The following is a 23,025-nucleotide window of genomic DNA, read 5'->3' as shown; positions in this document are numbered from 1 at the left end:
ACGGAGACAAGCCGTCAGCCGCCCAGCAGTTCCCGGCCGATCAGGAAGCGGCGGATTTCATTGGTGCCGGCGCCGATGTCGTAGAGTTTGGCGTCGCGGACCAGACGCTCGACCGGCCATTCCCTGGTGTAGCCGGCGCCGCCCAGGGCCTGGACGGCCTCCAGCGTGACCTTCACCGCATTCTCGGACGCCAGCAGGATGGCGCCGGCGGCGTCGTAGCGGGTGGTCAGGCCCGCGTCGCAGGCGCGTGCGACCGAATAGACATAGGCGCGGGCGCTGTTCAGGGCGACATACATGTCGGCCACCTTGCCCTGCATCAGCTGGAAGCTGCCGATCGGCTTGCCGAACTGCTTGCGGTCGCGGACGTAGGGCAGAACCACGTCCAGCGCGGCCTGCATGATGCCCAGGGGACCGGCGGACAGGACCGCGCGCTCATAGTCGAGGCCGCTCATCAGCACGCCGGCCCCGCCGCCCAGCGGACCCATGATGTTTTCTTCCGGCACTTCGCAGTCCTCGAACACCAGTTCGGCGGTGTCGGAACCGCGCATCCCCATCTTGTCCAGCTTCTTCGAGACGCTGAATCCCTTCATGCCCTTTTCGATCAGGAAGGCGGTGCAACCCTTTGATCCGGCGTCAGGATCGGTCTTGGCATAGACGACCAAGGTGTCGGCGTGGGGGGCGTTGGTGATCCAGAATTTGGTTCCGTTCAGGACGTAACGGTCGCCCTTCCTGTCGGCGCGGGTGCGCATCGACATGACGTCCGAGCCCGAGCCGGCCTCTGACATGGCCAGCGAACCGACGTGTTCGCCGCTGATCAGTTTCGGCAGATATTTCTGCTTCTGCTCGGGCGTGCCCCAGCGGCGGATCTGATTGACGCACAGGTTGGAGTGGGCGCCGTAGCTGAGGCCGATGGAGGCGGAGGCTCTGGAGACTTCCTCCATCGCCACGACGTGTTCCAGATAGCCCAGGCCCAGGCCGCCGAACTCTTCCTCGACAGTGATTCCGTGCAGGCCAAGCTCGCCCATCTCGGGCCACAGCTCACGCCTGAACTCGTTCTTCTCGTCGATCTCGGCCGCCAGAGGGGCCAGGCGATCGGCGGCCCAGCGGGCGGTCGTGTCGCGAATGGCGTCGGCGTTCTCGCCAAGGCCGAATTCCATGGATTGGGGCGCGAAGGGAATGCTCATGCGCCATGGGGTAGCATCGCGCACGGGTCTTCGCCAAGCGCCGTCAGTCGCGGTCGGGACGGCCCCAGCGGCGATACAGGTTGTAGGCCGAGACGCCGATGCAGGCGACCGCGATCAGGGCCAGAACCCAGGCCACCGTCGCCGTGTCGCCGCTTCGCGTCGCCGAGGCGCGCTGAAAGGCGGCGGCGGCCACGCCCAGCGACACCATGCCCAGGGCGCCCATAGCGAAGAAGGTGATCAGTTCGCCCAGACCCGCGCGTCGCGTGGCCTTGGCGCGGGCCAGGGTGTCGCGAACGCCCAGCGCCTGGTCGGGCGGGGTGAAGTCGGGGTCGAGGGCCGTCAGGGCGGGATCGGCGGCGGCCGGCGCCACGGTCTCGGCGGCTAGACCCGGCGCAGTCAGGACGACGCTGGAGGCCTCGGCGGGCGCGAACTCGGACGGGGCGGTCGCGGTCGGTTCTGCGACCAGCGGATCATGCACGTCGTTGGCGGCGACGATGGGACCGGTCTCGACCGCCGCGCTCGCCAGGGGCGCGACATCGGCGAGGGGGCCGACCGCCTTGGCGGCATAGGTCGCCTCGGCCAAGGGCGCGGCGACTTCGCTGGCGACGGGGAAGGGGGCGACGGCCTCGTCCAGGGCGCCGTCGACGGCGGGAAGAGCCTCCTGCGTCGTCTCGAAAGGAGACGGCAGGGGCGCGGCCAGCAGGTCGGCCAGGGTCACGGGGGCGCCCGGCGCGGCGTTGAACAGGGCGTGCTCGGCCGAGCGGCGGCGGGTGGGCTTTTCGGCGGCGGCCTCGTCGGCCCAGGCGCTCATCGTGGCGGCGGCCTGTCGGGCCGAGCCTGCGTTCAGTTGGGCGACCACGTCGGAGGCCGCGAAACGCTCGGCCCCGATGGAGAAGGCGAAACTGGCCAGGGCGTCGAACTGATGCTGGTTCAGGGGAACCCGCACATGATCGATCACGGCCCTGACCACCGGCAGCAGGTCGTACTGCATCAGCAGTTCGGCCTCGGCCTCGGACACCGTGGCGCCGTCCCGGGCGGATCGGGTGTGGCCGTAGCCGATGACCCAGCGGCCGTCACCGCGCAGCGCAGCCCGAGGGCGGAAACCCTCGAAGCTTTTGATCAGAAGGACCCCCTCGCGGGAGACCCTGGTCGGTTTGGCTAGGACGTCGGACACAGATGACCCAATTAAAGACAGGCGGGTGGCGTTCGCGCCGTCCCCAGCAAGGGCCGCGCCGGACGCTGGGTCGCCTGGGGTCTAAAGCAGGACCAGTGTGGCCAGACCAAGGAAGATCAGGAAGCCGAAGAAGTCGGTGGTCGCGGTCACGAAGACGGCGGACGACACGGCGGGGTCGAACTTCAGCTTGGACAGGGTCAGGGGCGTCAGCACCCCGATGCAGGCCGCGACCAGCAGGTTCAGGATCATGGCCGCGCCGATGACCAGGCCGATCTTCCAGTCCTCGTCGCGGAACCAGAAACCGGCCGCGACGCCGATCAGGGGCGCCAGGATCAGGCCGTTGGCCAGGCCGACGACCAGCTCGCGCAGGAAGGTCCGCATGGCGTTGGCCGAGTTCAGCTCGCGCGTCGCCAGCGCCCGCACGGTCACGGTCAGAGCCTGGGTGCCGGCGTTGCCGCCTATGGCTGACACGATGGGCATCAGGACGGCGAGGGCCACGATCTGCTGAATGGTGGCTTCGAACAGGCCGATGACGCTGGCGCCCGCGGCGGCCGTCGCCAGGTTGATGGCCAGCCAGGGCACGCGGCCGCGCACGATCTCGGGGACGGACGAACCCCGGTCCTCGTCGGCGACGCCGGCCAGACGCAGGATGTCCTCGCGGTTCTCTTCCTGAATGATATTGACGATGTCATCGACGGTGATCTGGCCGACCAGACGCCCGCCCGCATCGACGACCGGCGCCGAGATCAGGTGATATTTCTCGAAGATGTAGGCGACCTCTTCCTGGTCCTGATCGACGGCGATTTCATTGATCGGCTCCATCAGATCGGTCAGGGCGGCGCTGCGGGGCGCGCGCAGCAGGGCGCTGATGGCCACGCCGCCGACCGGCCGGTTGACCGGATCGACCACATAGATGTCGAAGAACAGTTCCGGCAGGTCGTCGCCCTGTTTGCGGATGTGGTCGATGGTGTCGCCCACGCTCCAGAACTGGGGCGCGGCCATCACCTCGCGCTGCATCAGGCGGCCGGCCGATTCCTCGGCGTAGCCCAGGCTGCTTTCGATGGCGGCCCGGTCGACCTCGGGCATGGCGGCCAGAACGCGCTCGCGCTGGTCGTCCTCCAGATCCTCCACGACGGCGGCGGCGTCGTCGGAATCCAGTTCCTGCAGCGCCTCGGCCAGGGTGCCGTGCGGCACGCGCTCCAGCACCTCCTCGCGGATGCCGTCGTCCAGCTCGGGCAGGGTCTCGGCCAGCAGCTCCGGCGGCAGCCACAGCACCACGACCGCGCGATGCTCGGCCGTCAGGAAGCCCATCAGATCGGCGACGTCGGCGGGGTGCAGGTCTTCCAGCAACGAACGCAGCCGCATGCCGTCGCCGTCGTCGGCGGCGTCCACGACTTTTTCGACGAAGGCCGGGGTGAGGACATAGTCCTCGTCCAGGGCGGCATGGTCTTCGGTATCAGGCGCTTCGGCTGGCGCGAAGGCGTTGTCCGTGGTGCTCACGTTGTCGCCTTCCTTGGTAGTGTGTCCAGCCGGAGTTAGCCGATGAATCGCCCTGTTTAGCCAGATGGTGCGGTCGAGAAGACTCGAACTTCCACGGGTTGCCCCACAGCGACCTCAACGCTGCGCGTCTACCAATTCCGCCACGACCGCTCGCATCGGAGCGGCGGCGAATAGACGAAGCCGTTGGAAAAGGGAAGGGCGAAATGAGTGGCGAGCGGGGCGGACCATTTCAGCGACGGCGATCTGACGCCCTGCGTGGAAAGGCGGGGCGCATTCGCTCGCCACTCGCCACTGACCACTCGTCACTGGCCAATCAGGCCGCCCCGGCCATGAAGTCGTACACATCGGCCTGGCGAGTGACGGTGATGGCGATGCGGTCGTCGCGAATCTCGATCTCGCCGCGCGCCACCGGATAGTTGTTGGCCAGAATCCACACCTCGTCGCCTTCGGCCACGTCCAGGGGAATCACCGCGCCGCGTCCCATGCGCAGCAGTTGCGACATCGGCAGCACCGAACGCCCCAGCACGACTGAGATTTCGACATCGACGGCGTTGATCTGGGTCACGAAAAGCTCTCGGTCACGGCGAGGCCGTCCCTTGCGGAAACGCCTTGCCGCCCACATTGAAGCGTCATGCTTGCTGAGCCGTTAAGTCCGTCCCTTCAGAAACTGCGTCTCGACGAAGGCCGGCCCGTCGAATGGGCGGTGTCGGAGGGGTATGTCGATTACGCCGCCGCCGAAGCCTTCATGGAGGCGCGGGTCGCCGCCATCGCGGCGGGCGAGGCGGCCGAGATGGTCTGGTTGCTGGAACATCCGCCGCTCTACACCGCCGGGGTCTCGGCCAGGGACGAGGATCTGCTGGACGCCGGGCGGTTCCCCGTTCACCGCACGGGACGCGGGGGGCAGTTCACCTATCACGGGCCGGGCCAGAGGGTCTGCTATGTGATGCTGGACATGAACCGGCGGGGCAAGGACGTGCGCTGCTTCGTGCGGGGGCTGGAGCTGTGGCTGATCGGCGCCCTGTCCGACTTCGGCGTCGTCGCGGATGTGCGACCGGGCCGGGTCGGGGTCTGGGTCGAGCGCAAAGGCCCCGGCTGGTCGCGCGAGGACAAGATCGCCGCCATCGGGGTCAAGGTCCGCAAATGGGTCAGCTTCCACGGCGTCAGCCTGAACGTCGAACCGGACCTGGAGCATTTCGGCGGCATCGTGCCGTGCGGCATTCAGGAGCATGGCGTGACCAGCCTGGTCGATCTGGGCGTGCTGGCTACCCTGGACGAGGCGGACGCGGCGCTCAGGCGCAGTTTCGTCGCCCTGTTCGGGCCGGTGACGACGGCGGCGCCGCCGCGTTTCTGAGGCGCGGCGCATGTGACATTGCGGCGAAATCGGGTCGTGCGGGCTTGGCAAGCGCGGGACGCATGAGGTTTAACGCTGGCCAAGCGTTTACCCTTGAGAAGACCGCAGGAAACTCCATGAATCGCATGATCGCCGCCGCATCGGCCGCCGTTCTGTCCTTCGCCGCCGGCGCCGCCGCAGCCCAGGACTTCCGCGCTCTGGCCCAGCAGGATCTGCAGGCCGCCCACGACGCGCTGGCCGCCAACCATCCGGCCGCCGTGATCCCCGGCGCGTCCAGCGAAGCCTTCCGCAGCTGGATCGACACGGGCCTGGCCGAGGCCAAGGGCAAGGTCGGCCAGGTCAACAGCGGCGACAGCCACGCCTATCTGATGCGTTACTACGCCAACGGCTTCCGCGATTCGAACATCGCCATCCGCCCGACCTATGAAGGTCTGGGGCCGTTCTTCGCCACCAGCTGGCCGGGCGTGACCACGGCGTGGCGCAACGGCGAATATGTCGTCTCCTATGTGAAGCCCGGCGTGCGCAATGTGCCGCCGGTCGGGGCGACCCTGGTGAAGTGCGGCGACAAGACCGCCGCGCAGCTGGCCGACGAGCGGCTGGATCGCTGGGAAGGCGACCTGACCACCGAGGCCGGCCGGGTCCGCACCGCCCCCTATCTGCTGTGGAACCGCAACAACCCGTTCGCCGGCGGCGTGCCGTCGCAATGCACCTTCAAGGTCGGCCGCCGCGACCGCGACTTCCAGATGCAGCCCCAGCCGGCCGACGCCGCCAGCCTGGAAGCCGCCTATCGCGCCACCGTCTATGTGCCCGGCGCCAATCCGCTGTCGATCGAGACGGTGAACGGCCGGCCCTGGATCAACGTCCACACCCTGGCCGACGACGCCAGCTGGGACGCCTTCTTCGCCGCCGTCGAGGCGCAGTTGCCGGCCCTTCGCGGGGCGCAAGGGCTGGTCATCGACCTGCGCGGCGCCAACGGGGCGTCGCTGAACGCCACGGGACGCGGCTATGGCCTGGCCAATCGCATCTGGACGCCCGAGTTCACCGTCAGCCGCCAGCCCGAGGCCGGCTCCATCACCTATCGCGCCACCCAGGCGAATCGTCAGTGGTTCGTCGACACCCTGGCCCGGATGCAGGCCGATCCGCGCTTCGTCGCCGAATCCGGCCCGGTGATCGAACAGACCCAGGCCATCGTCGCCGCCTTCGATTCGGCCCTGGCCGCCAATCAGGCGACCTTCACCCTGCCGGGCCGTCCGTCCGTGCCGGACACGGGCGCCGCCAATCCGGTCGCCGGGCCGGTGGTCGTTCTGGTGGACGGCGGCTGCACCAGCGGCTGCCTGGACACGCTGGATCTGCTGACGCGCCTGCCGAACGTGCGTCTGGCCGGATCGGTCACGGCCGAGGATTCGATCTTCATCGAGCCCACCGTGATGCGCCTGCCGTCCAACTACGCCGAACTGAGCTATGGCCATAAGGCCTGGACGACGCGCCAGCGCGGCAACGACGCGCCCTTCACGCCGGCTCAGGGCCTGGCCTACACCGGCGATGCGACCGACGAAGCCGCCGTGCGCGCCTGGGTCGGAACCCTGTTCCAGTAAGCGTCGCATCGTGATCTGAACCGAGGGGGCGGGCCGGGGTGGAACCTCGGCCCGCCCCTTCCCATTTGCAGACCATGACCGATCTCGCCCCCCACGCCGAAACCCTACGCTCGTCTTCCGGCTACGACCTGACGCCGCCCGACGCGGAGGAACGCGCCCGGCTGGAGGCGGACCTGAACCCCGAGGAAAAGCGCGTCCTGCTGTCGCACGGCACCGAGGCGCCGTTCTGCGGGACGTTGCTCGGCGAGAAGCGAGCCGGCGTATTCTCCTGTCGCGAGTGCGGCCTGCCGCTGTTCCGCAGCCGCACCAAGTTCGAAAGCGGCACCGGCTGGCCCAGCTTCACCGAGCCGGTCGATGCGGCCCACGTCCATGAAATCCGCGACACCAGCTATGGCATGGTCCGCACCGAAACCCAGTGCGCGCGATGCGGCAGTCACCAGGGCCATGTCTTTCCCGACGGCCCGCCGCCGACCGGAAATCGCTACTGCATCAACTCCGTGGCCCTGTCGTTCGTGGCGGAGGGCGAGCCCCTGCCGGACCCGTTGGGACGGGGCGACGGAAACGCCTGACCATCGCCTTATTCGCCGTGCTAGGATGATGTCGAAGGGAGAGGCGAAATGCTGATCGCAGGTTTCTTGGCCGGCATGGCCCTGATGGCGCCGGGCGCGGACCCGGACGGGGTGGTCGCGACCGCCCCGACCAACGCCCCGACCCTGGCCCAGGCCATGAACGCCGCGCCTCAAGCCGCCGTCGCCGTGCCGACGGCCCAGGATGCCCAGCCCCACGGCATGACCACGGAACAGCAGATCCAGAACTGGATCGCGAACCGCACGCCGGGCGCCAGCTTCGAAGAGACGTCGTCGCCGGGGCCGCGCGACGATCGCCAGATGCACGGCATGGTCGAGGCGGGCATCGGCACCGGCGGCTATCGCACCTATGGCGCGGCTGTTTCGATGCCGATCGGCGAAAACGGCCGTCTGGACCTGGCCTATCGCGAGGCGCGCAACGAACCCTGGGGTTACGGCTACGGCTATCCGGGGCGTTATGGACTGGCGGGGCCGGGCTTCTATTCGCCCTATGGGGTGCTGGAGCGCGGCTACGGCGAGGACACGACCAGCAAATCGCTGTCGATGGGCTTCAGCTGGAGCAAGGATCGCGATTCGGATACGCGCGATCCGCTTCGGAGGCGAATGTCGGCCTTCGACTGAAACGGTCGGAAAACAGACCTGGAAAGCAAAAAGGCCCGGCGAAAGCCGGGCCTTTTCAGTTCTCAGATGGTGCCGCCGGGGGGAATCGAACCCACGACCTCAGCCTTACCAAGGATATGGGGTGGGTTGTGAAACCCAGTAATGGCGGGCTTTAAGCGGCCATTGTGGAAGGCTCCCCGCCTTTTCCCCACAAACGGTCGATTCCGGCGGCGTGTTCGTCGCGGTTCGCGTGGGCGTATCGCATCACCATGTCCACGGATTTCCACCCCCCGAGCGTTTGAAGCGCGGTCAGGTCGCGGTTCGCGCGATAGTGCCACGTCGCCCACGTGTGGCGGCAATCGTGGGGGCTGAAATCCGTGATTTCGGCGCGACGGCACATGGTCTTCCACGCCGTCTTCACCTGACCGCCACCCGCGCCACCACGGTCGGCATAACCGCATCCATCGGGCTTGCGGAACACCGCGCCGCTCCGGTGCGATGTCGCTCGCAGTTCTCGCACGACCCGCTCGTGAAGCGTCACGCTGCGACGCTCGCCGTTCTTGGTTTTGACGAACACGACGCGACGGGCGTCGAGATCGACATCACGCCAGTCCAGATACAGGGCCTCAGCCAACCGTGCGCCCGTGGACAGGAGAAAGACGACGAGTGCGCGCAGGTGCGGAGCGGCGGCTTCGATCAGCGCGTCGGCTTCGTCGTGGGAAATCCATCGCACTCGACCTTCGGGCTGTTCGGGGCGAGCGATGATCGGTTTGGCGCACCAGTTCATACGCGCGGCGTGGTTCAGCACGGCGGCCATTGGCGTGTAGATTTGACGGTTGATCGTAGCAGGTGACTTGCCGTCGCCGAGCTTGCGCGCCGCCGCGTCGATCTGTTCCTGCCCAATGCGCGCCAGCTTGGTCGAACCGAAATGGTGAACGAGCGGCGACAGGTGCGTCACCTCGCCGTTCGCCATCACATAGCTGCTCACGGCGTCGGCGAAGGTGCGCACGGCGGCGGGGCCGTGAATCGACTCCTTGATCAGTTCGGCTTCCCGAAGCGTGAGGATTTCTCGCGCCGCTTTTTCTCGATCAACGCCAGTGCTTTCGTCGATGCGCATGCCCTTGACGGAGCCACGGATGTAGTAGTTCGGGGAGTTATGACGGCGGACGAGTTTGAGGGGCACGACAGGGCTTTCAAGAGGTTGCGATAGTCGTCTTCGGTGAAGCCGAGCGTTCGCCCGAACTTCGCGCCGATGCCGTGCTTCTTTGCCAGCCGACGAAGCGTGTCTTCCGAGCACGGGACAGTTCCCGATGACACAAGATCACGCACGCTCCTCACGGTTGGCCAAGTAGATGAAAGCACGAAGACAGTTTCCTAAGACTGTCTGTATTATGCGCCTCCGTGTTCATCTAACGCGATTTCTTTTTCTTCGTCAACAGCAAAAGTAAATATACCGACGCAAAGCGGAGGTATGATAATGTCTGACGAGATGAGTATTCAGCGGAAACTACTGAACCAGAAGTGGACTGAACTGTTCGGTCGAGGTGAATCTTACTTCGTGACTCTGACGTTCAACTGGCGGGGCGCGGTTCGCCCTGCGTCGGCGGTCGCCGCGTTGCGCGACTTGTCCCACGACCTCGACGCGGTGCGGCTCGGAGGACGCTTCTACAGCTACGGCGCGCCTGACCGGACGCTGTTCCTTGTTGTGCCGGAGAAGTTCGACTCCTACCCACACTTCCACGGCCTGTTCATGAGGCCGGATGATGCCAACGCACGGCGACCAGTCGCCGATTTCCCCGCGCACATCGAGCACTGTTGGAAGCGCGCGGTCTCCGGGGGAACGGTGAATTGTCAAGCTCTGCGCAGCGCGGGTGCGCTCGACTACGCCACGAAAGAGAACGGCGTGATGTCAGACGATGCGGTCTGCTCGTTCCAGTTTTGGAGCGCGCAGTCCTTCCGATAGCGATGGTCAGCCAGCCGAGAGTAGGGTTCCTGAAATCGGATGGGCGTCGCGTTTTGAACTGGCCGTTGCCTGTCGATCCGACACGCAATGCGTAGCTGTGAGGCAACGGGAAAACATCAGCGACTGGGAAGGGCCAGCCTGAGTTCGACCGTGTTCAACGGCGGCTGAAAAGCATCATGATGAGCCATTGGGTGAGAAGACCAGATGCGGCCAAGACCATCATGAAGGGTATCGCACCCAGTTGAAGCCCCAATGCGCCCAGTGTGAATACTGCGAGCACCATCCCGACGAGAAAGCACAGGGTGCGTTTCAGGGCGGCTGACTTCCTCGTCTTTATCGCCGTGTCGATGGCGACGCCCTGCGCGCGAACGGCCTCGGTGTCTAATCCGCGTCGTTCAATCTCGGCTGCGAGGGCAGCTTGCGCTTCCGGCACCAAATCCCCGGCGGTCTCTTGAAGCGCAGCCAGAGCCTCATCTGGCTCGTTTTTATACCGTGCTGCGAATGTCGCTTGGTTCATCCGGGTGCCCCATCTGCCTTGCGCAAAGCGCGCTCACGTTCAGCCCATAGCGAACGTAGTGGCGTCCAGCAGCGGATAGCAATGTCCGTCGCTCGCTGGCGTTGCAATAGGGTCTGACAGCCTCTCAGGTGGTCACTGGGCGGCCTTCATCGCGTTCTGATAGGTTCGGGCCGCCTTGGCCCGCGTGCGGCTCGCTGCGGCGTTTTTTTCGCGTGCTGCGGCGAGGGTGTCTTGATAGTTTGCGGCGGCATCGCTGCGCTTACGCGCGGCTTCGGCGGCCCTAACGGCGGGTGTCTTCGACACCGGGCGCGCCGTGTCCTCCGCGACAATCTCCGAATACCTCATGCCTGTATTTAGGCTCTGAAGGCGACGGCGATTCTCGAAACAGACCCGGAACGTATCCCCGGATTATCCCCACATCAGACTGGGGACTTCGCCGTTCGTTCCGGCTCGAAAAGGTGGGGAGTGAGATGCGGGCGGGCCGTAAAAAGCCCGCCACACAAGGTCTCAGATGGTGCCGCCGGGGGGAATCGAACCCACGACCTCAGCCTTACCAAGGATGCGCTCTACCACTGAGCTACGGCGGCCCCGACTGAGGAAGCGGCCGTATAGCCAAACCCTTCCGGGGAGGGAAGCGGCTTTTTGACGATCTGAAAGAAAGTTTGGACATGGCCCCTGATCGCGGCATTCTGCGGCTCATGACTCGCTCTCCGCACGACGCTGTTACGCCGCCCGCCGCCGCCGCGCCGCCGCGCGTCGAATCGCCGGCCAAGGCCGGGGCGGCGCCGTCGCCCGCCGGGGCGCCCGAGCCGGTCCAGTCCGAGGCGGCGCGCGCCAAGGCCGAAAAGGCCATTCGCCTGGCGGCCGCCCTTCGCGCCAATCTGCGACGCCGCAAGGCGCCGGCGCGGACGCCGGCGGCGCCCAGGGACAGCAACTGAAAGTCATCGGCGCGACGCCGCCCAGCCCTTTGGCAAGCGCGCGCCGGCTTGCTACAGACCCCTTTCCCCGAAGCGTTTCCTTCGGGCGCGCTTAAGGACCACATGGACAGCATCGCCATTCACGGCGGCGCCCAGCTTTTCGGGGACATTCCCGTCAGCGGCGCCAAGAACTCCGCCATCAAGCTGATGGCCGCCTCGATCCTGACGGATCAGCCCTTGCTGCTGACCAATATGCCGCGTCTGGCGGACACCCGCTTCCTGGGGCAGTTGCTGCGCCAGTTCGGGGTGGAAGTGACCGAGCGCGACGGGGCGGACGGGCAGGAGAGCCTGTTCCACGCCAAGGATCTGACCTCGACCTTCGCCCCCTATGATCTGGTTCGTCAGATGCGGGCCTCGTTCAATGTGCTGGGGCCGCTGCTGGCGCGCACCGGCGAGGCCAAGGTGTCGCTGCCCGGCGGTTGCACCATCGGCGCGCGTCCGGTCGATCTGCACCTGCAGGCGCTTACGGCGCTGGGCGCCGAGATCGAGCTGGAAGAGGGCTATGTCACCGCCCGCGCGCCCAGGGGGCTGCGCGGCGCCGAGATCGAATTCCCGTTCGTGTCCGTGGGCGCGACCGAACACGCCCTTCTGGCGGCGGTGCTGGCGCAGGGCGTGACGGTTCTGCGTCGTGCTGCGCGCGAGCCCGAGATCGGCGATCTGGCCCACTGCCTGACGGCGATGGGCGCCAAAATCGAGGGCGTCGACACCGACGTCCTGACCATCACCGGCGTCTCGTCGCTGAACGGCGCGACCTGGTCGGTGATTCCCGACCGGATCGAAATGGGCTCCTACGCCGTCGCGGCCGCCATGGCGGGGGGTGATGTGCGTCTGACCAAGGCGCGCGCCGAGCTGATCGGCTCCCTGACCGACAAGATGGTCGAGGCGGGCGTCGAGGTGTCCTCCACCGCCGACGGCGTGCGGATCAGGCGCGATCCGAAACAGCGGCTGAAGGCCGTCGATGTCGAGACGGCCATCTATCCCGGCTTCGCCACCGACCTGCAGGCGCAGTTCATGGCCCTGATGACCACGGCCGAGGGCGTCAGTACGATTCGCGAGACGATCTTCGAAAACCGCTTCATGCACGTGCCGGAACTGGCGCGTCTGGGCGCCGAGATTTCGGTCCACGCCGGCGAGGCCCATGTCACGGGCGTCGAGGTTCTGCATGGCGCCCAGGTTATGGCCACCGACCTGCGCGCCTCGATGTGCCTGATCATCGCCGGTCTGGTCGCCGAGGGCGAGACGACGGTGGGCCGCGTCTATCATCTGGATCGCGGTTTCGAGCGTCTGGAGGAAAAGCTCGGCGCGTGCGGCGCCGACATCCGGCGCATCAAGGGCCAAGACGATGGGATGGGGTGATGAGCGCTGAGGTCGACGCGGTCCCGCCCTTTCCCAGCACGCCGGTCGAGCCGCTGCGCCTGCTGGCGGAGGACGCCGACGATCTGCAGATCATTTCCGCCGCGCTGCAGGACGCCATCCTGCGGCCCGTCGACATCGTGTGGGAAAAGCAGGCGCGCACCCTGACCATCGCCTTCAGCCGCTTCTGCTGGGAATGCGGCGGGACGCGGGTGATGTGCGCCATGCAGTTCGGCGACGTGCTGGCGGTCAAGAGCCGCCGCCTGTCGCGCAGCCCGGACGCCTCGTTGGAGTTGCTGGCGCTGGACTTCATGCCGACCGAGGCGCCCAGCGGCCGCGTCATCCTGATGTTCGCCGGCGGCGGGGATCTGCGGATCGACGTGGAATGTCTGGACGCCGTGGTCACGGACATCTCCGAACGCTGGCCCGCGCGGATCGCGCCGACCCATCTGGACGAGCCCGAACTGGAAGAAGGGAATGCGGCATGAGCGGTCCGCACAGGCTGGCCTCCGTCGAACTGGACGCGGCGACCCTGCCGGCCGCGACGGCCGAGATCGAACATGAGCGCCGCGTCGCCATCTTCGACCTGGTGGAGAAGAACAGTTTCGAACCGCAGGGCGCGACTGGCGGGCCGTACAGGCTGAAACTGTCGCTGCAGGACAATCGTCTGGTGTTCGACATCGACGGCGAGGATTTCACCCGCACCTACGCCATCAGCCTGACGCCGCTGAAGGGCGTGCTGAAGGACTATCTGCTGATCTGCGACAGCTATTACGAGGCGCTTCGCGGGTCGTCGCCCAGCCAGATCGAATCGGTCGACATGGGCCGGCGCGGCCTGCACAACGAAGGCGCCGAGGCGCTGAAGTCGCGGCTGGAAGGCAAGATCGTGGTCGATCACGAGACGGCGCGACGGCTGTTTACGCTGCTGTGCGCCCTCTACCGTCGCGGCTGACCTCGACTATCTCTGTGTTTTCGGGCATTAGGCCCCTCCATTCCGCCCCTCGCGCCCGCCCGGCGTGGGGTCGAACGCATATTCAACGGGCGTGAGAGGCCGCATGGCTAAGGAAGAACTGCTTGAGTTTCCCGGCACCGTCAGCGAACTGCTGCCGAACGCCACCTTCCGCGTGACGCTTGAGAACGACCATGAAATCATCGCCCACACCGCCGGCAAGATGCGCAAGAACCGCATCCGCGTTCTGGCCGGCGACAAGGTGCTGGTCGAAATGACCCCCTATGACCTGACCAAGGGTCGCATCACCTACCGCTTCAAGTAAGGCGGGCTGGGGTTTTCCGTGTCCGGGGTCCGTCCTGAACTCGTGCTGGCGTCGTCCAGCCCGCGCCGCATCGAGCTGTTGGCGCAGGTCGGCATCGCGCCGGACCATATCGACCCCGCCGACATCGACGAGACGCCGCTGAAAGGCGAAACGCCGCCGCGTCTGGCCGAGCGTCTGGCCACGTCGAAGGCGCAGGTCGTCGCGGCTCGCCACCCGCAGGCGGTGATCATCGCCGCCGATACGGTGGTGTCGGTCGGCCGACGCTTCCTTGAGAAGGCGGCGGACGAGGCGGAGGCGACCCGGTTCCTGAAACTTCTGTCCGGTCGCAATCACCGCGTCTTCACCGGCGTCGCCGTCGTTCGGGACGGAAAACTGTCGTCGCGGGTCAACGAGACCCGCGTGACCTTCAAACCCCTGTCCGACCATGAGATCGCCGCCTATGTCGCCAGCGGCGACTGGCGCGGCAAGGCCGGGGGATACGGTATCCAGGGGCCGGCCGGCGCCTTCGTGCAGCGAATCGTCGGCAGCCACCCCTCGGTGATGGGGCTGCCGGTCTATGAGGCCGTCCAACTGCTGCACGGCGTCGGCTGGCGGGCATGAGCGGCGCGGTCGAGGTCTTCCTCGACGAGACGCCGGGCGAGACGCGCGGCGCGATCCTGCGAGACGGCCGGTTCACCCATCTTTTGATCCAGCGCGACAGCGACGTGGCCCAGACGCGGCTCGGCGCGCGGTCGGTCGGGCGCGTGGTCGAGGTCAATCCCGGCCTGCGCGGCGCCTTTGTCGACCTGGGCGACGGGCCGCCGGCTTTTCTGCCTTTCAATCGTAATGATCGACTGACGCAGGGACAGAGGCTGGAGGTCGTCGTCTCGGCCGAGCCGCGCGCCAGCAAGGGCGCCGTGGTTCGCCGCCTGGGGCCGGGGGAGGGGACGCCCAGACTGCTTCAGCCCGCGCCGACGGTCGCTGAACAGTTGCGCGCGCTCGCGCCTGACGAGGAATCAGTCACGGGCGTCGCCGCCATCGACGCCGTGACGGAGGCCGAGGAGGAGGCGCTGGCGCGGACGCATCGCTTTCCCGCACACGGTCTCGATCTGGCGCTTGAACGGACTCGGGCGCTGATCGCCATCGACATCGACCATGCGCCCACGCCCGGCCGCGGTCCGAAACAGGGCAGGGCGGCGGCGAATCGCGAAGGGTTGAACCAGGCGGCGCGTCTGATCGGCCTGCGTCGCTGGGGCGGCCTCGTGGTCGTCGATCTGGTCGGAGACGGCCAGGACGCGGCGGCGCAAGCCAAGGCCGCGCGCGCCGCCTTCGCCCATGAACCCCAGGCGGTGTTCGGTGGCGTCAGCCGGTTCGGCCTGCTGGAACTGTCTCTGCCCTGGCGCCGGACGCCGCTGGAGGAGGTGCTGCTGGACGCCGACGGCGGCCCGTCGGTTCAGACGCGCGCCCTGGCGTTGGTCCGCAGGCTGAGGCGGCATATGTTGTCCGATACACAGGCGCCCCGCATCGTCGTGCGCTGCGCCCCTGAGGAGGCCGCCGTCGTCGCGCCGCTGGCCGACCGTCTGGGGCCTCGCGCCGGGGTTCGGCCTGACGCCGTCGTCGCCGCCGGACGCGGCCATATCGAAGAGACCTGATCCATGTCGACCTGTCCCATCTGCCGCAAGGCCGAGGCCGATCAGAAGTACAAGCCCTTCTGCTCGCGCCGCTGTTCCGACGTGGATCTGCAGCGCTGGTTCACCGGCGCCTACGCCATTCCGGCCGCCCTGGACGAGGGCGCCGAAGATGATGGCGAAAACGATGGATTGGGCGCTGGACAGGCGCAAAAGCCTCCCCTATAGACCCGCCTCTCGCGACGCCGCGTCGGCGCCTGGATAGCTCAGCTGGTAGAGCAGCGGATTGAAAATCCGCGTGTCGGTGGTTCGAACCCGCCTCCAGGCACCACTCTTTTATTTCTCCTAATCGTCATGCGTGATCCTCGCCCACCAGGCGCAGAAACGGCGCGCGCGGGGAACGCGGTTCGCTCGGCAAAAGGGACGATCCGTCGCGATTGCTGCGAATCCCGCAAGAAACCGCCGATGGATCGCAGTTTGGAACAAGCTTGCTCCAACTGACGCATCGCCTTCATCAAAACGTCGCGCCGCAACGCTTCAATGCGCGGCGCAGGCGAAACTTTTCTCCCCTTGTCTTGAGGGGTTAAAAGCCGTCCTTCTCCCTTGACGCTCCGGTAAGGGTTCTTCAAAGGGGTTGAGACGCCTTCTCATGAAGGCGTTAACGCGAATGGCCGGAGAGTTGCTCTTCGGCGGTTCGCGACATCGGAGCCGAGGCGGGCGACCGCATCGGCCTCCAACAAAGATTTCAGCGGACTTCGATCCTCGATGGGGACGGGGTGTGCTGAAGGAAACATTTCAGGTTGGGGAGCGGTCGCTGACTATGGCCGCACCTTTGGTTCCACGAGTCAGACCAAGCAGGAACTGGCGAACTATGCTGAACAGCAAAAAGACGAACATCCTTCTCGCCATGGCCGGCGCCGCCGCGCTGATGGCGAGCTCGCCGGTTCTGGCCCAGGCCCCGGCCGAGCCGACCCCGGCTGCCTCGACTGCGGCCCCCGCCGCAGCCCCGGCGACCCCGGCTGACCCCGCTTCGGTCAACGAAGCCGTCGGCGGCGGTCACCACGGCGCCGGCATCACCCCCATCTCCATGTTCATGGAAGCCACGGTCGTCGTTAAGGTCGTTATGGCCGGCCTGCTGCTGGCCTCGATCCTGTCGTGGACCCTGCTGCTGATCAAACTGTTCGAGTTCGGTTCGCTGAACCGCAAGACGGACAACTTCCTCGAAACCTTCCGCGGCGCCCGCACCATCGCCGACATGCGCGCCGTCGCCACCCAGGAAGAGTTCGACGGCAACCCGCTGGCCGACATGGCCGCCGCCGCCACCGAGGAAATCGAACTGTCGCGTCAGTCGGGCCTGTCGGTCACGGGCGATCACCTGGACTCGGCCCTGGGCCGCGCCCAAGCCGCCGTCGCCGCTGTTCAATCCGGTCTGGCCAAGCGCCTGTCGGGCGGCCAGCAGTTCCTGGCTTCGGTCGGATCGATCGGCCCGTTCGTCGGTCTGTTCGGCACCGTTTACGGCATCATGAACTCCTTCATCGGCATCGCGGAATCCAACACGACCAACCTGGCCGTCGTTGCTCCGGGTATCGCTGAAGCCCTGCTGGCCACCGGCATCGGTCTGTTCGCCGCTATCCCGGCCGTCGTGTTCTACAACTACTTCAACACCCGCATCGCCGGTTACGGCACGCGCGCCGACGGCTTCGCCGCTGAGCTGCTGAACGGCATCTCGCGTCAGCTCGACAAGGGGGCGTAAGACGGATGGCCGCCAAGATTAAATCGGGCGGCGCTGGCAATGTGGTCGAGGCCAACAGCGACATCAACGTTACGCCTTTCGTTGATATCATGCTGGTCTTGCTCATCATCTTCATGGTGGCGGCTCCGCTAGCTTCCGTGTCGGTGCCCGTCGAATTGCCAATCGCCGTCGCCAAGGCGGCCCCGAACCCGCCCAAGCCGGTCTATATTTCGATCCAGAATGACGGCGACGTCTATGTGGGCGACTTCAAGACCGACGTCGGCTCCCTGGGAGAAGATCTGCTGAAACAGATCGGCTCCCGGAACCCGGCCGATGAGCGGATCTTCATTCGGGGCGACCAGAACACCCGTTACGGCGACTTCATGCAGGTCATGAATGCGTTGCAGGATAACGGCTTCTACAGCGTTGCACTGGTCGGCGAAGACCAGGCGACGAGCTAGAGCGCGGAGATAGTATGACAGACGTCGAATATCATCGCAGTCGTTACGACATACCCAGGTCGAAGGGCTTCATGGGGGTTTCCTACCCCGTGCTGATCGTCTGCCTGCTGGTCGTCAGCATCCTGTTCGCCCTGCTGATCTTCTTCCTGCAGCAGTCCAAGTTCAAGCTGAAGGAATTCAACTACGTCGACGAGTCCGTCGAGGTCGAGTTGGTCGAGCCGGTTCCGCCGCCTCCGCCGCCTCCGCCCCCGCCGCCCCCGCCGACGGATCAGCCGCCGCCGCCGAAGCTTCAGGTGCGCGTGCCGGCGCCGGTTCCGAACGTCACGCCTCCTCCGCCGGTGAACATCACGCCGACGAAGAAGGAAGACCGGGTGGAATACACGGGCCCGCCCGTGAACATTCCCGGACCGCCGCCGCCGCCCGCTCCGCCGGCTCCGCCACGTCCATCGACGATCACGAACGTCCAGTGGTCGCGTCAACCGCGTCCGACTGCTGACGACTTCCCGGCTCGCGCGCTGGAACGTGAGATCAGCGGATCGGCCACGGTGGAATGCACCGCGCGCTCTAACGGGGCTCCGGCGAACTGCCGGGTGATCTCGGAAGAGCCGGCAGGCATGGGCTTCGGCCGCGCCGCCATTCGCGTGGTTCAGCGTGGACAGCTGTCCCCGCGGACCGTCGATGGCGCGGCCCAGGACGCGACCTTCCGTGTTCGGGTGCCGTTCAACCTCGGTTGAGGTGAGGCCATCAAGACAGAACGCCCCGGAGAGCCATCTCCGGGGCGTTTTTCGTTGTCAAAACCATTGGGAAATCTCCTGATGAAATCTCACGAAGTCGCTTGATTGGATCGGTGAGGCCCGGTAGAGAACGCGCCTCGCGATGAGCGGGCCGCCTTAGCTCAGTTGGTTAGAGCGCCGGTTTGTGGAACCGGAGGTCCTCAGTTCAAGCCTGAGAGGCGGTACCATCGCAAAGCACGGCCGGGCTTGAAGCCGGCCGGCGCAGCGACCATCTCCTGATCGTCGGCCCCCGTTTTGGTTTTTGGGCCGATCCCCTACATCGACAGGAGAGCGCAAATGAAGATGCGCAAGCTGGGTCCGAACGGACCCGAGGTTTCGGCCATTGGTCTGGGCTGCATGGGCATGAGCGCCTTTTACGGCGGCGCGGACGAGGCCCAGTCGGTGTCGGTCATTCACCGCGCGCTCGACCTGGGGATCACCCTGTTCGACACGGCCGAGATGTACGGGCCGCACACAAACGAGGTTCTGGTCGGCAAGGCGCTCAAGGATCGTCGGGATCGGGCGTTCATCGCCACCAAGTTCGGCATCAACTACAACGCCGACCGCAGCCGACTGATGACCGACGGCAGCCCCGCCAACGTCCGGCGCGCCATCGAAGGCAGCCTTCAGCGCCTGGGCGTCGATCACGTCGATCTCTACTATCTGCATCGGGTGGACCCGAACACGCCGATCGAGGAGACGGTCGGCGCGATGGCCGAACTGGTGAAGGAGGGCAAGGTGCGCTTCCTGGGCCTGTCCGAGGCGGCGCCCGATACGCTGCGCAAGGCCCATGCGACCCACCCCATCACGGCCCTTCAGACGGAGTATTCGCTGTGGAGCCGCGAGCCTGAGGACGAGCTGTTCGCCGTGACGCGCGAACTGGGCATCGCCTTCGTGCCCTACAGCCCATTGGGGCGCGGTTTCCTGTCCGGCGACATCAAGTCCATCGACGATCTGGACGCCGACGACTTCCGTCGCACCAATCCCCGCTTCATGGGCGAGAACTTCCAGAAAAATCTGGATCTGGTCGAGGCGGTGAAGGCGATCGCCGCCGATAAGGGCGTCACGGCCGCTCAGCTAGCCCTGGCCTGGGTGCTGGCGCAGGGCGACGGCCTGGTCCCAATCCCCGGCACACGCCGGGTCACGACGCTGGAGCAGAATGCGGCGGCCGTCGATCTGGTCCTGTCGCCGGACGATCTGGCCCGGATCGACGCCGTCTTCCCCAAGGGGGCGGCCAGCGGACATCGCTACGCCGAGGCGGCCCGGGCGGCTCTGAACCACTGAGGCACGGCGGCTGAAATAAAAAGGCCCGGCCGGATCGCTCCGGCCGGGCCTTTCGTCTGTCGGGAGGTGCGTCCTACTGGATGCGGGTCCAGGTCTGGGTCTTGCACAGCGGGGCGACGATGCAGCCGCGCAGACGCAGCGTATTGTCGTTGGTCATGGTGATCGTGCCGCGATAGGTGCCGCCGTCGGCCGGATTATAGACTGAGCCGTTGCGCCATTCCGTCGGCCCGCCGGTGAAGCCGGTCAGCATGGGCAGGTTGCGCAGGGTGCGGTTTCGCTGGGCGGAGTCGCGATTGCGCTGGTCGCGCACATTGGCGTCGGCGCGGATGTGGTCTGACGTCACCAGCGTTCCGCACAGGGCCTGGCCACAGCGCGCGATCCGCACCTGGCCGCCGTTTGTCGGGGTCTGCCACAGGCCGGTGGGGTCGCCGGCCAGGGCCGGGGTGGCGAGCGCGCCGGTCAGCGCAGCGGCGGCCAGCATGATCTTGATCTTCATGGTGTTTCCTTCAATCGCCTTGTCTTCGGTCGGTCCATGCCGATCCGTTGAGAGGCAGGGTGATCCTGCTTTCGGTTGAAAACAAGGCTGAAACAGCGAGGATCGCCAATGAAAACCGGACCTTAGGTCAAGTTATCAGCGGGGCGTCAAGGCTGGTCAGGAGAGATCAGTCGATCAAGGCCAGCCATTCGTCCTCGGTCAGCACCTGAACGCCATGCTTTTCGGCGTCCTTCAGCTTGGACCCCGCGCCGGGGCCGGCGACGAGATAGTCGGTCTTCTTGGACACCGAACCCGAAACCTTGGCCCCCAGGCTTTCGGCGCGGGCCTTGGCCTCGTCGCGCGTGAAGCGTTCCAGGGCGCCGGTGAAGACCACGGTCTTGCCGGCGACGGCCGTGTCGGACCGGGGCCGTTCGGCGTCGACGATCTGGGTCAGTTCGGCCTCCAGGGCGGCGACGACCTGCAGATTGTGCGGCTCGTGGAAGAAGTGGGCCAGGGCCTCGGCGGCGACGGGGCCGACGCCGGTAACGCCGGCGATCTGGTTCAATATTTCGGACGGCCCTTCCTGACGCGCCACGCGGGCCAGTTCGATCAGGCCGGACCAGTCGTCGGTCAGGGTCGCCAGCGAGCGCCGCGCGGGGGCGGCCATGCCGGGGAAGGCCTGGGCGATCTTCATGTCCAGGGTGGCCTCGGGCCAGGGATCGGCGACGGGCGGCGACGCCTCGGCCATCAGGGTCAGGACGCGCGGCGATATGGCGTGGGCGCCGCCCAGAGCGCGCCAGGCGGGCGAGGGAAGGCCCGATGCGGCCTGAAGACAGGCGGCCTTCAACGCGGACCAGGTTTCGAAGGCGCGGGCCAGGACGATGGAGGTCTGTTCGCCGATGTCGCGCACGCCCAGGCCGAACAGGAACCGATCCAGCGCAATGACCCGCCGCGCGTCGATGCCCGCGACCAGATTGCGGATGCTGGTCTCGCCATAGCCGTCGTCCCGCTCCAGTTCGGCCAGCCGATCCGCATCGCGCGCCAGGCGGAAGATGTCGGCGGGCTCCTTGATCCAGCCCCGTTGGTGGAAGGCGACCAACTGCTTCTCGCCCAGTCCTTCGATGTCGAAGGCGCGGCGGCCGACGAAATGCTTCAGCCGCTCGACGATTTGGGCGTCGCAGATCAGGCCGCCGGTGCAGCGACGCTTGACCTCGTCGCCCTCGCGCACGGCCTCGGAGCCGCAGACGGGGCAGTGATCGGGGAAGACGTAGGGGACGGCGTCCGCCGACCGCTGGTCCAGTTGCACGCCCAATATCTGAGGGATCACGTCGCCGGCGCGTTGCAGGCGCACGGTGTCGCCGATGCGGACGTCCAGACGCTGGATTTCGTCCTCGTTGTGCAGGGTGGCGTTGCGGACGACCACGCCGCCGACCGTCACCGGGTGCAGCCGGGCGACGGGGGTGAGCGAGCCGGTGCGGCCGACCTGGATGTCGATGCCCTCCAGAACCGTGGTCGCCTGCTGGGCCGGGAATTTGTGGGCGATGGCCCAGCGGGGGCTGCGGGCGACGAAGCCCAGGCGGCGCTGCCAGTCCAGGCGATCGACCTTGTACACCACCCCGTCGATGTCATAGCCCAGTGTCGCACGGTCGCGCTCCAACTCGCGATAGACGGCGATCAGGCCCTCGGCGCCCTCGACCCGGCGCGAGCGGGCGTTGACGGGAAAGCCCCAGGCCTTGAGCTTTTCCAGGGCCTCCCACTGGGTCTCGGCAAAATCGCTGGAGTGTTCGCCCCAGGCGTAGGCGAAGAAGGTCAGCGGGCGTTTGGCGGTGATCCGGGCATCCTTCTGGCGCAGGGAGCCGGCGGCGAAGTTGCGGGGATTGGCGTAGGTGCGACGCCCCTCGGCTTCGGCCGCCGCGTTGAAGGCGTCGAAGGCGGCGTTGGGGGCATAGACCTCGCCGCGCACCTCGATCCGGTCGGGCCAGTCGTCGCCTGCCAAAGTCTGGCGCACCGCCTCTATGGTCTTCAGATTGGCGGTGACGTCCTCTCCGGTGCGCCCGTCGCCGCGGGTGGCGCCGACGCTGAGCCTGCCGTCGACATAGAGCAGATTGGCGGACAGGCCGTCGATCTTGGGTTCCGCCACGAAGGCGATGGGTTCGTCGGCGGGCAGTTTCAGGAAGCGGGCGATCCGCGCCACGAAATCGCGCACCTCGCCCTCGTCGAAGGCGTTGTCCAGCGACAGCATGGGCACGCCGTGGCGCACCTCGGCGAACTGGCTGGAGGCGGCGGCGCCGACCTTGTTCGACGGCGAATCCGCGCGGACCAGATCGGGAAAGGCGGCCTCGACGGCGGCGTTCCGGGCGCGCAGGGCGTCGTAATCCGCATCGGAAATCTCGGGCGCGGCCTCGGCGTAGAGGGCGTCGTGACGCGCCATCTCGGCGGCCAGCCACGCCAGTTCGTCAGCCGCCGTTTCGGGCGTCAGGTCTTGGAGCGCGGGGGGCGAAGGATTCGTCGGGGCCATGCGTCTGCCTTATCACCTGTTGACCGCCGCGTGACCCGTCAACGAACGGCTGACGCGGGGTTCGGCTGCGGTTAGGGTCGGACGGTCTTTGTGGAGTTCG

26 protein-coding genes and 4 tRNA genes are annotated in these 23,025 nt (G+C 66.7%); 19 read left to right on the top strand and 11 right to left on the bottom strand.

Annotated features, from left to right (window positions below):
• Positions 1 to 14: 14 nt before the first annotated feature.
• From SH203_RS02265 to SH203_RS02245, 5 genes are all read right to left on the bottom strand, one after another.
• Complete coding sequence (locus SH203_RS02265) at positions 15 to 1,184, bottom strand: isovaleryl-CoA dehydrogenase (protein ID WP_087119231.1); 1,170 nt, start codon at positions 1,182 to 1,184, stop codon at positions 15 to 17.
• Positions 1,185 to 1,227: 43 nt separating this feature from the next.
• On the bottom strand, positions 1,228 to 2,358 hold the full coding sequence (locus SH203_RS02260) for a lysozyme (protein WP_159457521.1): 1,131 nt from the start codon (positions 2,356 to 2,358) through the stop codon (positions 1,228 to 1,230).
• An 81-nt stretch (positions 2,359 to 2,439) separates the two neighbouring features.
• A complete protein-coding gene (mgtE, locus tag SH203_RS02255; protein ID WP_087119229.1) occupies positions 2,440 to 3,858 on the bottom strand; it encodes a magnesium transporter in 1,419 nt (472 codons plus the stop codon).
• A gap of 65 nt (positions 3,859 to 3,923) precedes the next feature.
• Positions 3,924 to 4,008 (bottom strand) — tRNA-Leu (locus tag SH203_RS02250).
• Positions 4,009 to 4,171: 163 nt separating this feature from the next.
• Positions 4,172 to 4,480, bottom strand: coding sequence for a FliM/FliN family flagellar motor switch protein (locus SH203_RS02245; RefSeq protein WP_087119228.1), 309 nt, complete (start codon positions 4,478 to 4,480; stop codon positions 4,172 to 4,174).
• A 9-nt stretch (positions 4,481 to 4,489) separates the two neighbouring features.
• Here SH203_RS02245 and lipB point away from each other — a divergent pair, with 9 nt between their 5' ends.
• The 4 genes from lipB to SH203_RS02225 all read left to right on the top strand — a co-directional run bounded on the left by lipB (position 4,490) and on the right by SH203_RS02225 (position 8,012).
• Complete coding sequence (lipB, locus tag SH203_RS02240; RefSeq protein WP_087119227.1) at positions 4,490 to 5,209, top strand: lipoyl(octanoyl) transferase LipB; 720 nt, start codon at positions 4,490 to 4,492, stop codon at positions 5,207 to 5,209.
• A gap of 116 nt (positions 5,210 to 5,325) precedes the next feature.
• Complete coding sequence (locus SH203_RS02235; RefSeq protein ID WP_087119226.1) at positions 5,326 to 6,804, top strand: hypothetical protein; 1,479 nt, start codon at positions 5,326 to 5,328, stop codon at positions 6,802 to 6,804.
• Between the two features lie 74 nt (positions 6,805 to 6,878).
• A complete protein-coding gene (gene msrB, locus SH203_RS02230; protein ID WP_087119544.1) occupies positions 6,879 to 7,373 on the top strand; it encodes a peptide-methionine (R)-S-oxide reductase MsrB in 495 nt (164 codons plus the stop codon).
• Positions 7,374 to 7,421: 48 nt separating this feature from the next.
• Positions 7,422 to 8,012: a hypothetical protein gene (locus SH203_RS02225; RefSeq protein WP_234989347.1), complete on the top strand. Its 591-nt coding sequence runs from the start codon at positions 7,422 to 7,424 to the stop codon at positions 8,010 to 8,012.
• A gap of 151 nt (positions 8,013 to 8,163) precedes the next feature.
• Here SH203_RS02225 and SH203_RS02220 read toward each other — a convergent pair whose 3' ends face one another.
• On the bottom strand, positions 8,164 to 9,174 hold the full coding sequence (locus tag SH203_RS02220) for a site-specific integrase (protein ID WP_087119225.1): 1,011 nt from the start codon (positions 9,172 to 9,174) through the stop codon (positions 8,164 to 8,166).
• A gap of 294 nt (positions 9,175 to 9,468) precedes the next feature.
• Between SH203_RS02220 and SH203_RS02215 the strand changes: the two genes are divergently transcribed.
• Positions 9,469 to 9,954: a hypothetical protein gene (locus SH203_RS02215; RefSeq protein ID WP_143275662.1), complete on the top strand. Its 486-nt coding sequence runs from the start codon at positions 9,469 to 9,471 to the stop codon at positions 9,952 to 9,954.
• Between the two features lie 154 nt (positions 9,955 to 10,108).
• Here the strand turns inward: SH203_RS02215 and SH203_RS02210 are convergent, their stop codons facing one another.
• The 3 genes from SH203_RS02210 to SH203_RS02200 form a co-directional block, all read right to left on the bottom strand.
• Entirely contained in the window at positions 10,109 to 10,471 is a 363-nt protein-coding gene (locus SH203_RS02210; RefSeq protein WP_087119223.1) for a hypothetical protein, read from the bottom strand.
• Positions 10,472 to 10,603: 132 nt separating this feature from the next.
• On the bottom strand, positions 10,604 to 10,816 hold the full coding sequence (locus SH203_RS02205) for a hypothetical protein (protein ID WP_087119222.1): 213 nt from the start codon (positions 10,814 to 10,816) through the stop codon (positions 10,604 to 10,606).
• Between the two features lie 167 nt (positions 10,817 to 10,983).
• Positions 10,984 to 11,058: transfer RNA gene (locus SH203_RS02200), tRNA-Thr, on the bottom strand.
• 81 nt (positions 11,059 to 11,139) lie between these two features.
• Here SH203_RS02200 and SH203_RS02195 point away from each other — a divergent pair.
• The 14 genes from SH203_RS02195 (at position 11,140) to SH203_RS02130 (ending at position 19,932) form a co-directional block, all read left to right on the top strand.
• Positions 11,140 to 11,409 (top strand): hypothetical protein, encoded by a 270-nt coding sequence (locus SH203_RS02195; protein ID WP_234989346.1) that lies wholly within the window; start codon positions 11,140 to 11,142, stop codon positions 11,407 to 11,409.
• Between the two features lie 102 nt (positions 11,410 to 11,511).
• Positions 11,512 to 12,804 (top strand): UDP-N-acetylglucosamine 1-carboxyvinyltransferase, encoded by a 1,293-nt coding sequence (gene murA, locus SH203_RS02190; protein ID WP_087119221.1) that lies wholly within the window; start codon positions 11,512 to 11,514, stop codon positions 12,802 to 12,804.
• On the top strand, positions 12,804 to 13,289 hold the full coding sequence (locus tag SH203_RS02185) for a DUF2948 family protein (protein WP_087119220.1): 486 nt from the start codon (positions 12,804 to 12,806) through the stop codon (positions 13,287 to 13,289). The genes murA and SH203_RS02185 overlap by 1 nt, the downstream gene beginning before the upstream one ends.
• Positions 13,286 to 13,753, top strand: coding sequence for a UPF0262 family protein (locus tag SH203_RS02180; RefSeq protein WP_087119219.1), 468 nt, complete (start codon positions 13,286 to 13,288; stop codon positions 13,751 to 13,753). Before SH203_RS02185 ends, SH203_RS02180 begins: the two co-directional genes overlap by 4 nt.
• A gap of 103 nt (positions 13,754 to 13,856) precedes the next feature.
• The gene (infA, locus tag SH203_RS02175; protein WP_008261544.1) at positions 13,857 to 14,075 is read left to right on the top strand and encodes a translation initiation factor IF-1; all 219 of its coding nucleotides are present in this window, start codon (positions 13,857 to 13,859) and stop codon (positions 14,073 to 14,075) included.
• Positions 14,076 to 14,093: 18 nt separating this feature from the next.
• Positions 14,094 to 14,675 carry a nucleoside triphosphate pyrophosphatase gene (locus tag SH203_RS02170; RefSeq protein WP_087119218.1) on the top strand — a complete coding sequence of 194 codons (582 nt, stop codon included), beginning with the start codon at positions 14,094 to 14,096 and terminating at the stop codon, positions 14,673 to 14,675.
• The gene (locus tag SH203_RS02165; RefSeq protein WP_087119217.1) at positions 14,672 to 15,706 is read left to right on the top strand and encodes a ribonuclease E/G; all 1,035 of its coding nucleotides are present in this window, start codon (positions 14,672 to 14,674) and stop codon (positions 15,704 to 15,706) included. The genes SH203_RS02170 and SH203_RS02165 overlap by 4 nt, the downstream gene beginning before the upstream one ends.
• 3 nt (positions 15,707 to 15,709) lie before the next feature.
• Positions 15,710 to 15,910 carry a DNA gyrase inhibitor YacG gene (locus SH203_RS02160; protein WP_087119216.1) on the top strand — a complete coding sequence of 67 codons (201 nt, stop codon included), beginning with the start codon at positions 15,710 to 15,712 and terminating at the stop codon, positions 15,908 to 15,910.
• Between the two features lie 27 nt (positions 15,911 to 15,937).
• Positions 15,938 to 16,013: transfer RNA gene (locus SH203_RS02155), tRNA-Phe, on the top strand.
• A gap of 540 nt (positions 16,014 to 16,553) precedes the next feature.
• Complete coding sequence (exbB, locus tag SH203_RS02150) at positions 16,554 to 17,435, top strand: tonB-system energizer ExbB (RefSeq protein ID WP_087119215.1); 882 nt, start codon at positions 16,554 to 16,556, stop codon at positions 17,433 to 17,435.
• Between the two features lie 5 nt (positions 17,436 to 17,440).
• On the top strand, positions 17,441 to 17,875 hold the full coding sequence (locus tag SH203_RS02145) for a biopolymer transporter ExbD (protein WP_087119214.1): 435 nt from the start codon (positions 17,441 to 17,443) through the stop codon (positions 17,873 to 17,875).
• 14 nt (positions 17,876 to 17,889) lie between these two features.
• Positions 17,890 to 18,609, top strand: a complete 720-nt coding sequence (locus SH203_RS15900; protein ID WP_087119213.1) for an energy transducer TonB — start codon at positions 17,890 to 17,892, stop codon at positions 18,607 to 18,609.
• Positions 18,610 to 18,759: 150 nt separating this feature from the next.
• Positions 18,760 to 18,836, top strand: a tRNA-His gene (locus SH203_RS02135).
• Between the two features lie 109 nt (positions 18,837 to 18,945).
• Positions 18,946 to 19,932, top strand: coding sequence for an aldo/keto reductase (locus tag SH203_RS02130; RefSeq protein WP_087119212.1), 987 nt, complete (start codon positions 18,946 to 18,948; stop codon positions 19,930 to 19,932).
• 73 nt (positions 19,933 to 20,005) lie between these two features.
• Here the strand turns inward: SH203_RS02130 and SH203_RS02125 are convergent, their stop codons facing one another.
• Together SH203_RS02125 and ligA are read right to left on the bottom strand one after the other, a co-directional pair.
• A complete protein-coding gene (locus SH203_RS02125) occupies positions 20,006 to 20,428 on the bottom strand; it encodes a DUF2147 domain-containing protein (protein WP_087119211.1) in 423 nt (140 codons plus the stop codon).
• 166 nt (positions 20,429 to 20,594) lie between these two features.
• Positions 20,595 to 22,925, bottom strand: a complete 2,331-nt coding sequence (gene ligA, locus SH203_RS02120; RefSeq protein WP_087119210.1) for an NAD-dependent DNA ligase LigA — start codon at positions 22,923 to 22,925, stop codon at positions 20,595 to 20,597.
• Positions 22,926 to 23,025 lie beyond the last annotated feature (100 nt).

This window comes from Brevundimonas sp. SH203, from assembly GCF_002157625.1.
GTDB lineage: Bacteria > Pseudomonadota > Alphaproteobacteria > Caulobacterales > Caulobacteraceae > Brevundimonas.
The sequence above is the reverse complement of the archived record's forward strand: the minus strand, read 5'-3'. Positions and strand labels throughout refer to the sequence as shown.

Coding starts and splice junctions, on each gene's coding strand:
- msrB (WP_087119544.1), top strand. CDS start 6,879: ATGACCGATCTCGCCCCCCACGCCGAAACCCTACGCTCGTCTTCCGGC.
- SH203_RS15900 (WP_087119213.1), top strand. CDS start 17,890: ATGACAGACGTCGAATATCATCGCAGTCGTTACGACATACCCAGGTCG.
- SH203_RS02245 (WP_087119228.1), bottom strand. CDS start 4,480: ATGTGGGCGGCAAGGCGTTTCCGCAAGGGACGGCCTCGCCGTGACCGA.
- SH203_RS02210 (WP_087119223.1), bottom strand. CDS start 10,471: ATGAACCAAGCGACATTCGCAGCACGGTATAAAAACGAGCCAGATGAG.
- SH203_RS02180 (WP_087119219.1), top strand. CDS start 13,286: ATGAGCGGTCCGCACAGGCTGGCCTCCGTCGAACTGGACGCGGCGACC.
- SH203_RS02160 (WP_087119216.1), top strand. CDS start 15,710: ATGTCGACCTGTCCCATCTGCCGCAAGGCCGAGGCCGATCAGAAGTAC.
- SH203_RS02205 (WP_087119222.1), bottom strand. CDS start 10,816: ATGAGGTATTCGGAGATTGTCGCGGAGGACACGGCGCGCCCGGTGTCG.
- SH203_RS02125 (WP_087119211.1), bottom strand. CDS start 20,428: ATGAAGATCAAGATCATGCTGGCCGCCGCTGCGCTGACCGGCGCGCTC.
- SH203_RS02145 (WP_087119214.1), top strand. CDS start 17,441: ATGGCCGCCAAGATTAAATCGGGCGGCGCTGGCAATGTGGTCGAGGCC.
- SH203_RS02265 (WP_087119231.1), bottom strand. CDS start 1,184: ATGAGCATTCCCTTCGCGCCCCAATCCATGGAATTCGGCCTTGGCGAG.
- infA (WP_008261544.1), top strand. CDS start 13,857: ATGGCTAAGGAAGAACTGCTTGAGTTTCCCGGCACCGTCAGCGAACTG.
- murA (WP_087119221.1), top strand. CDS start 11,512: ATGGACAGCATCGCCATTCACGGCGGCGCCCAGCTTTTCGGGGACATT.
- SH203_RS02185 (WP_087119220.1), top strand. CDS start 12,804: ATGAGCGCTGAGGTCGACGCGGTCCCGCCCTTTCCCAGCACGCCGGTC.
- lipB (WP_087119227.1), top strand. CDS start 4,490: ATGCTTGCTGAGCCGTTAAGTCCGTCCCTTCAGAAACTGCGTCTCGAC.
- ligA (WP_087119210.1), bottom strand. CDS start 22,925: ATGGCCCCGACGAATCCTTCGCCCCCCGCGCTCCAAGACCTGACGCCC.
- exbB (WP_087119215.1), top strand. CDS start 16,554: ATGCTGAACAGCAAAAAGACGAACATCCTTCTCGCCATGGCCGGCGCC.
- SH203_RS02225 (WP_234989347.1), top strand. CDS start 7,422: ATGCTGATCGCAGGTTTCTTGGCCGGCATGGCCCTGATGGCGCCGGGC.
- SH203_RS02235 (WP_087119226.1), top strand. CDS start 5,326: ATGAATCGCATGATCGCCGCCGCATCGGCCGCCGTTCTGTCCTTCGCC.
- SH203_RS02195 (WP_234989346.1), top strand. CDS start 11,140: ATGGCCCCTGATCGCGGCATTCTGCGGCTCATGACTCGCTCTCCGCAC.
- SH203_RS02130 (WP_087119212.1), top strand. CDS start 18,946: ATGAAGATGCGCAAGCTGGGTCCGAACGGACCCGAGGTTTCGGCCATT.
- SH203_RS02215 (WP_143275662.1), top strand. CDS start 9,469: ATGTCTGACGAGATGAGTATTCAGCGGAAACTACTGAACCAGAAGTGG.
- SH203_RS02165 (WP_087119217.1), top strand. CDS start 14,672: ATGAGCGGCGCGGTCGAGGTCTTCCTCGACGAGACGCCGGGCGAGACG.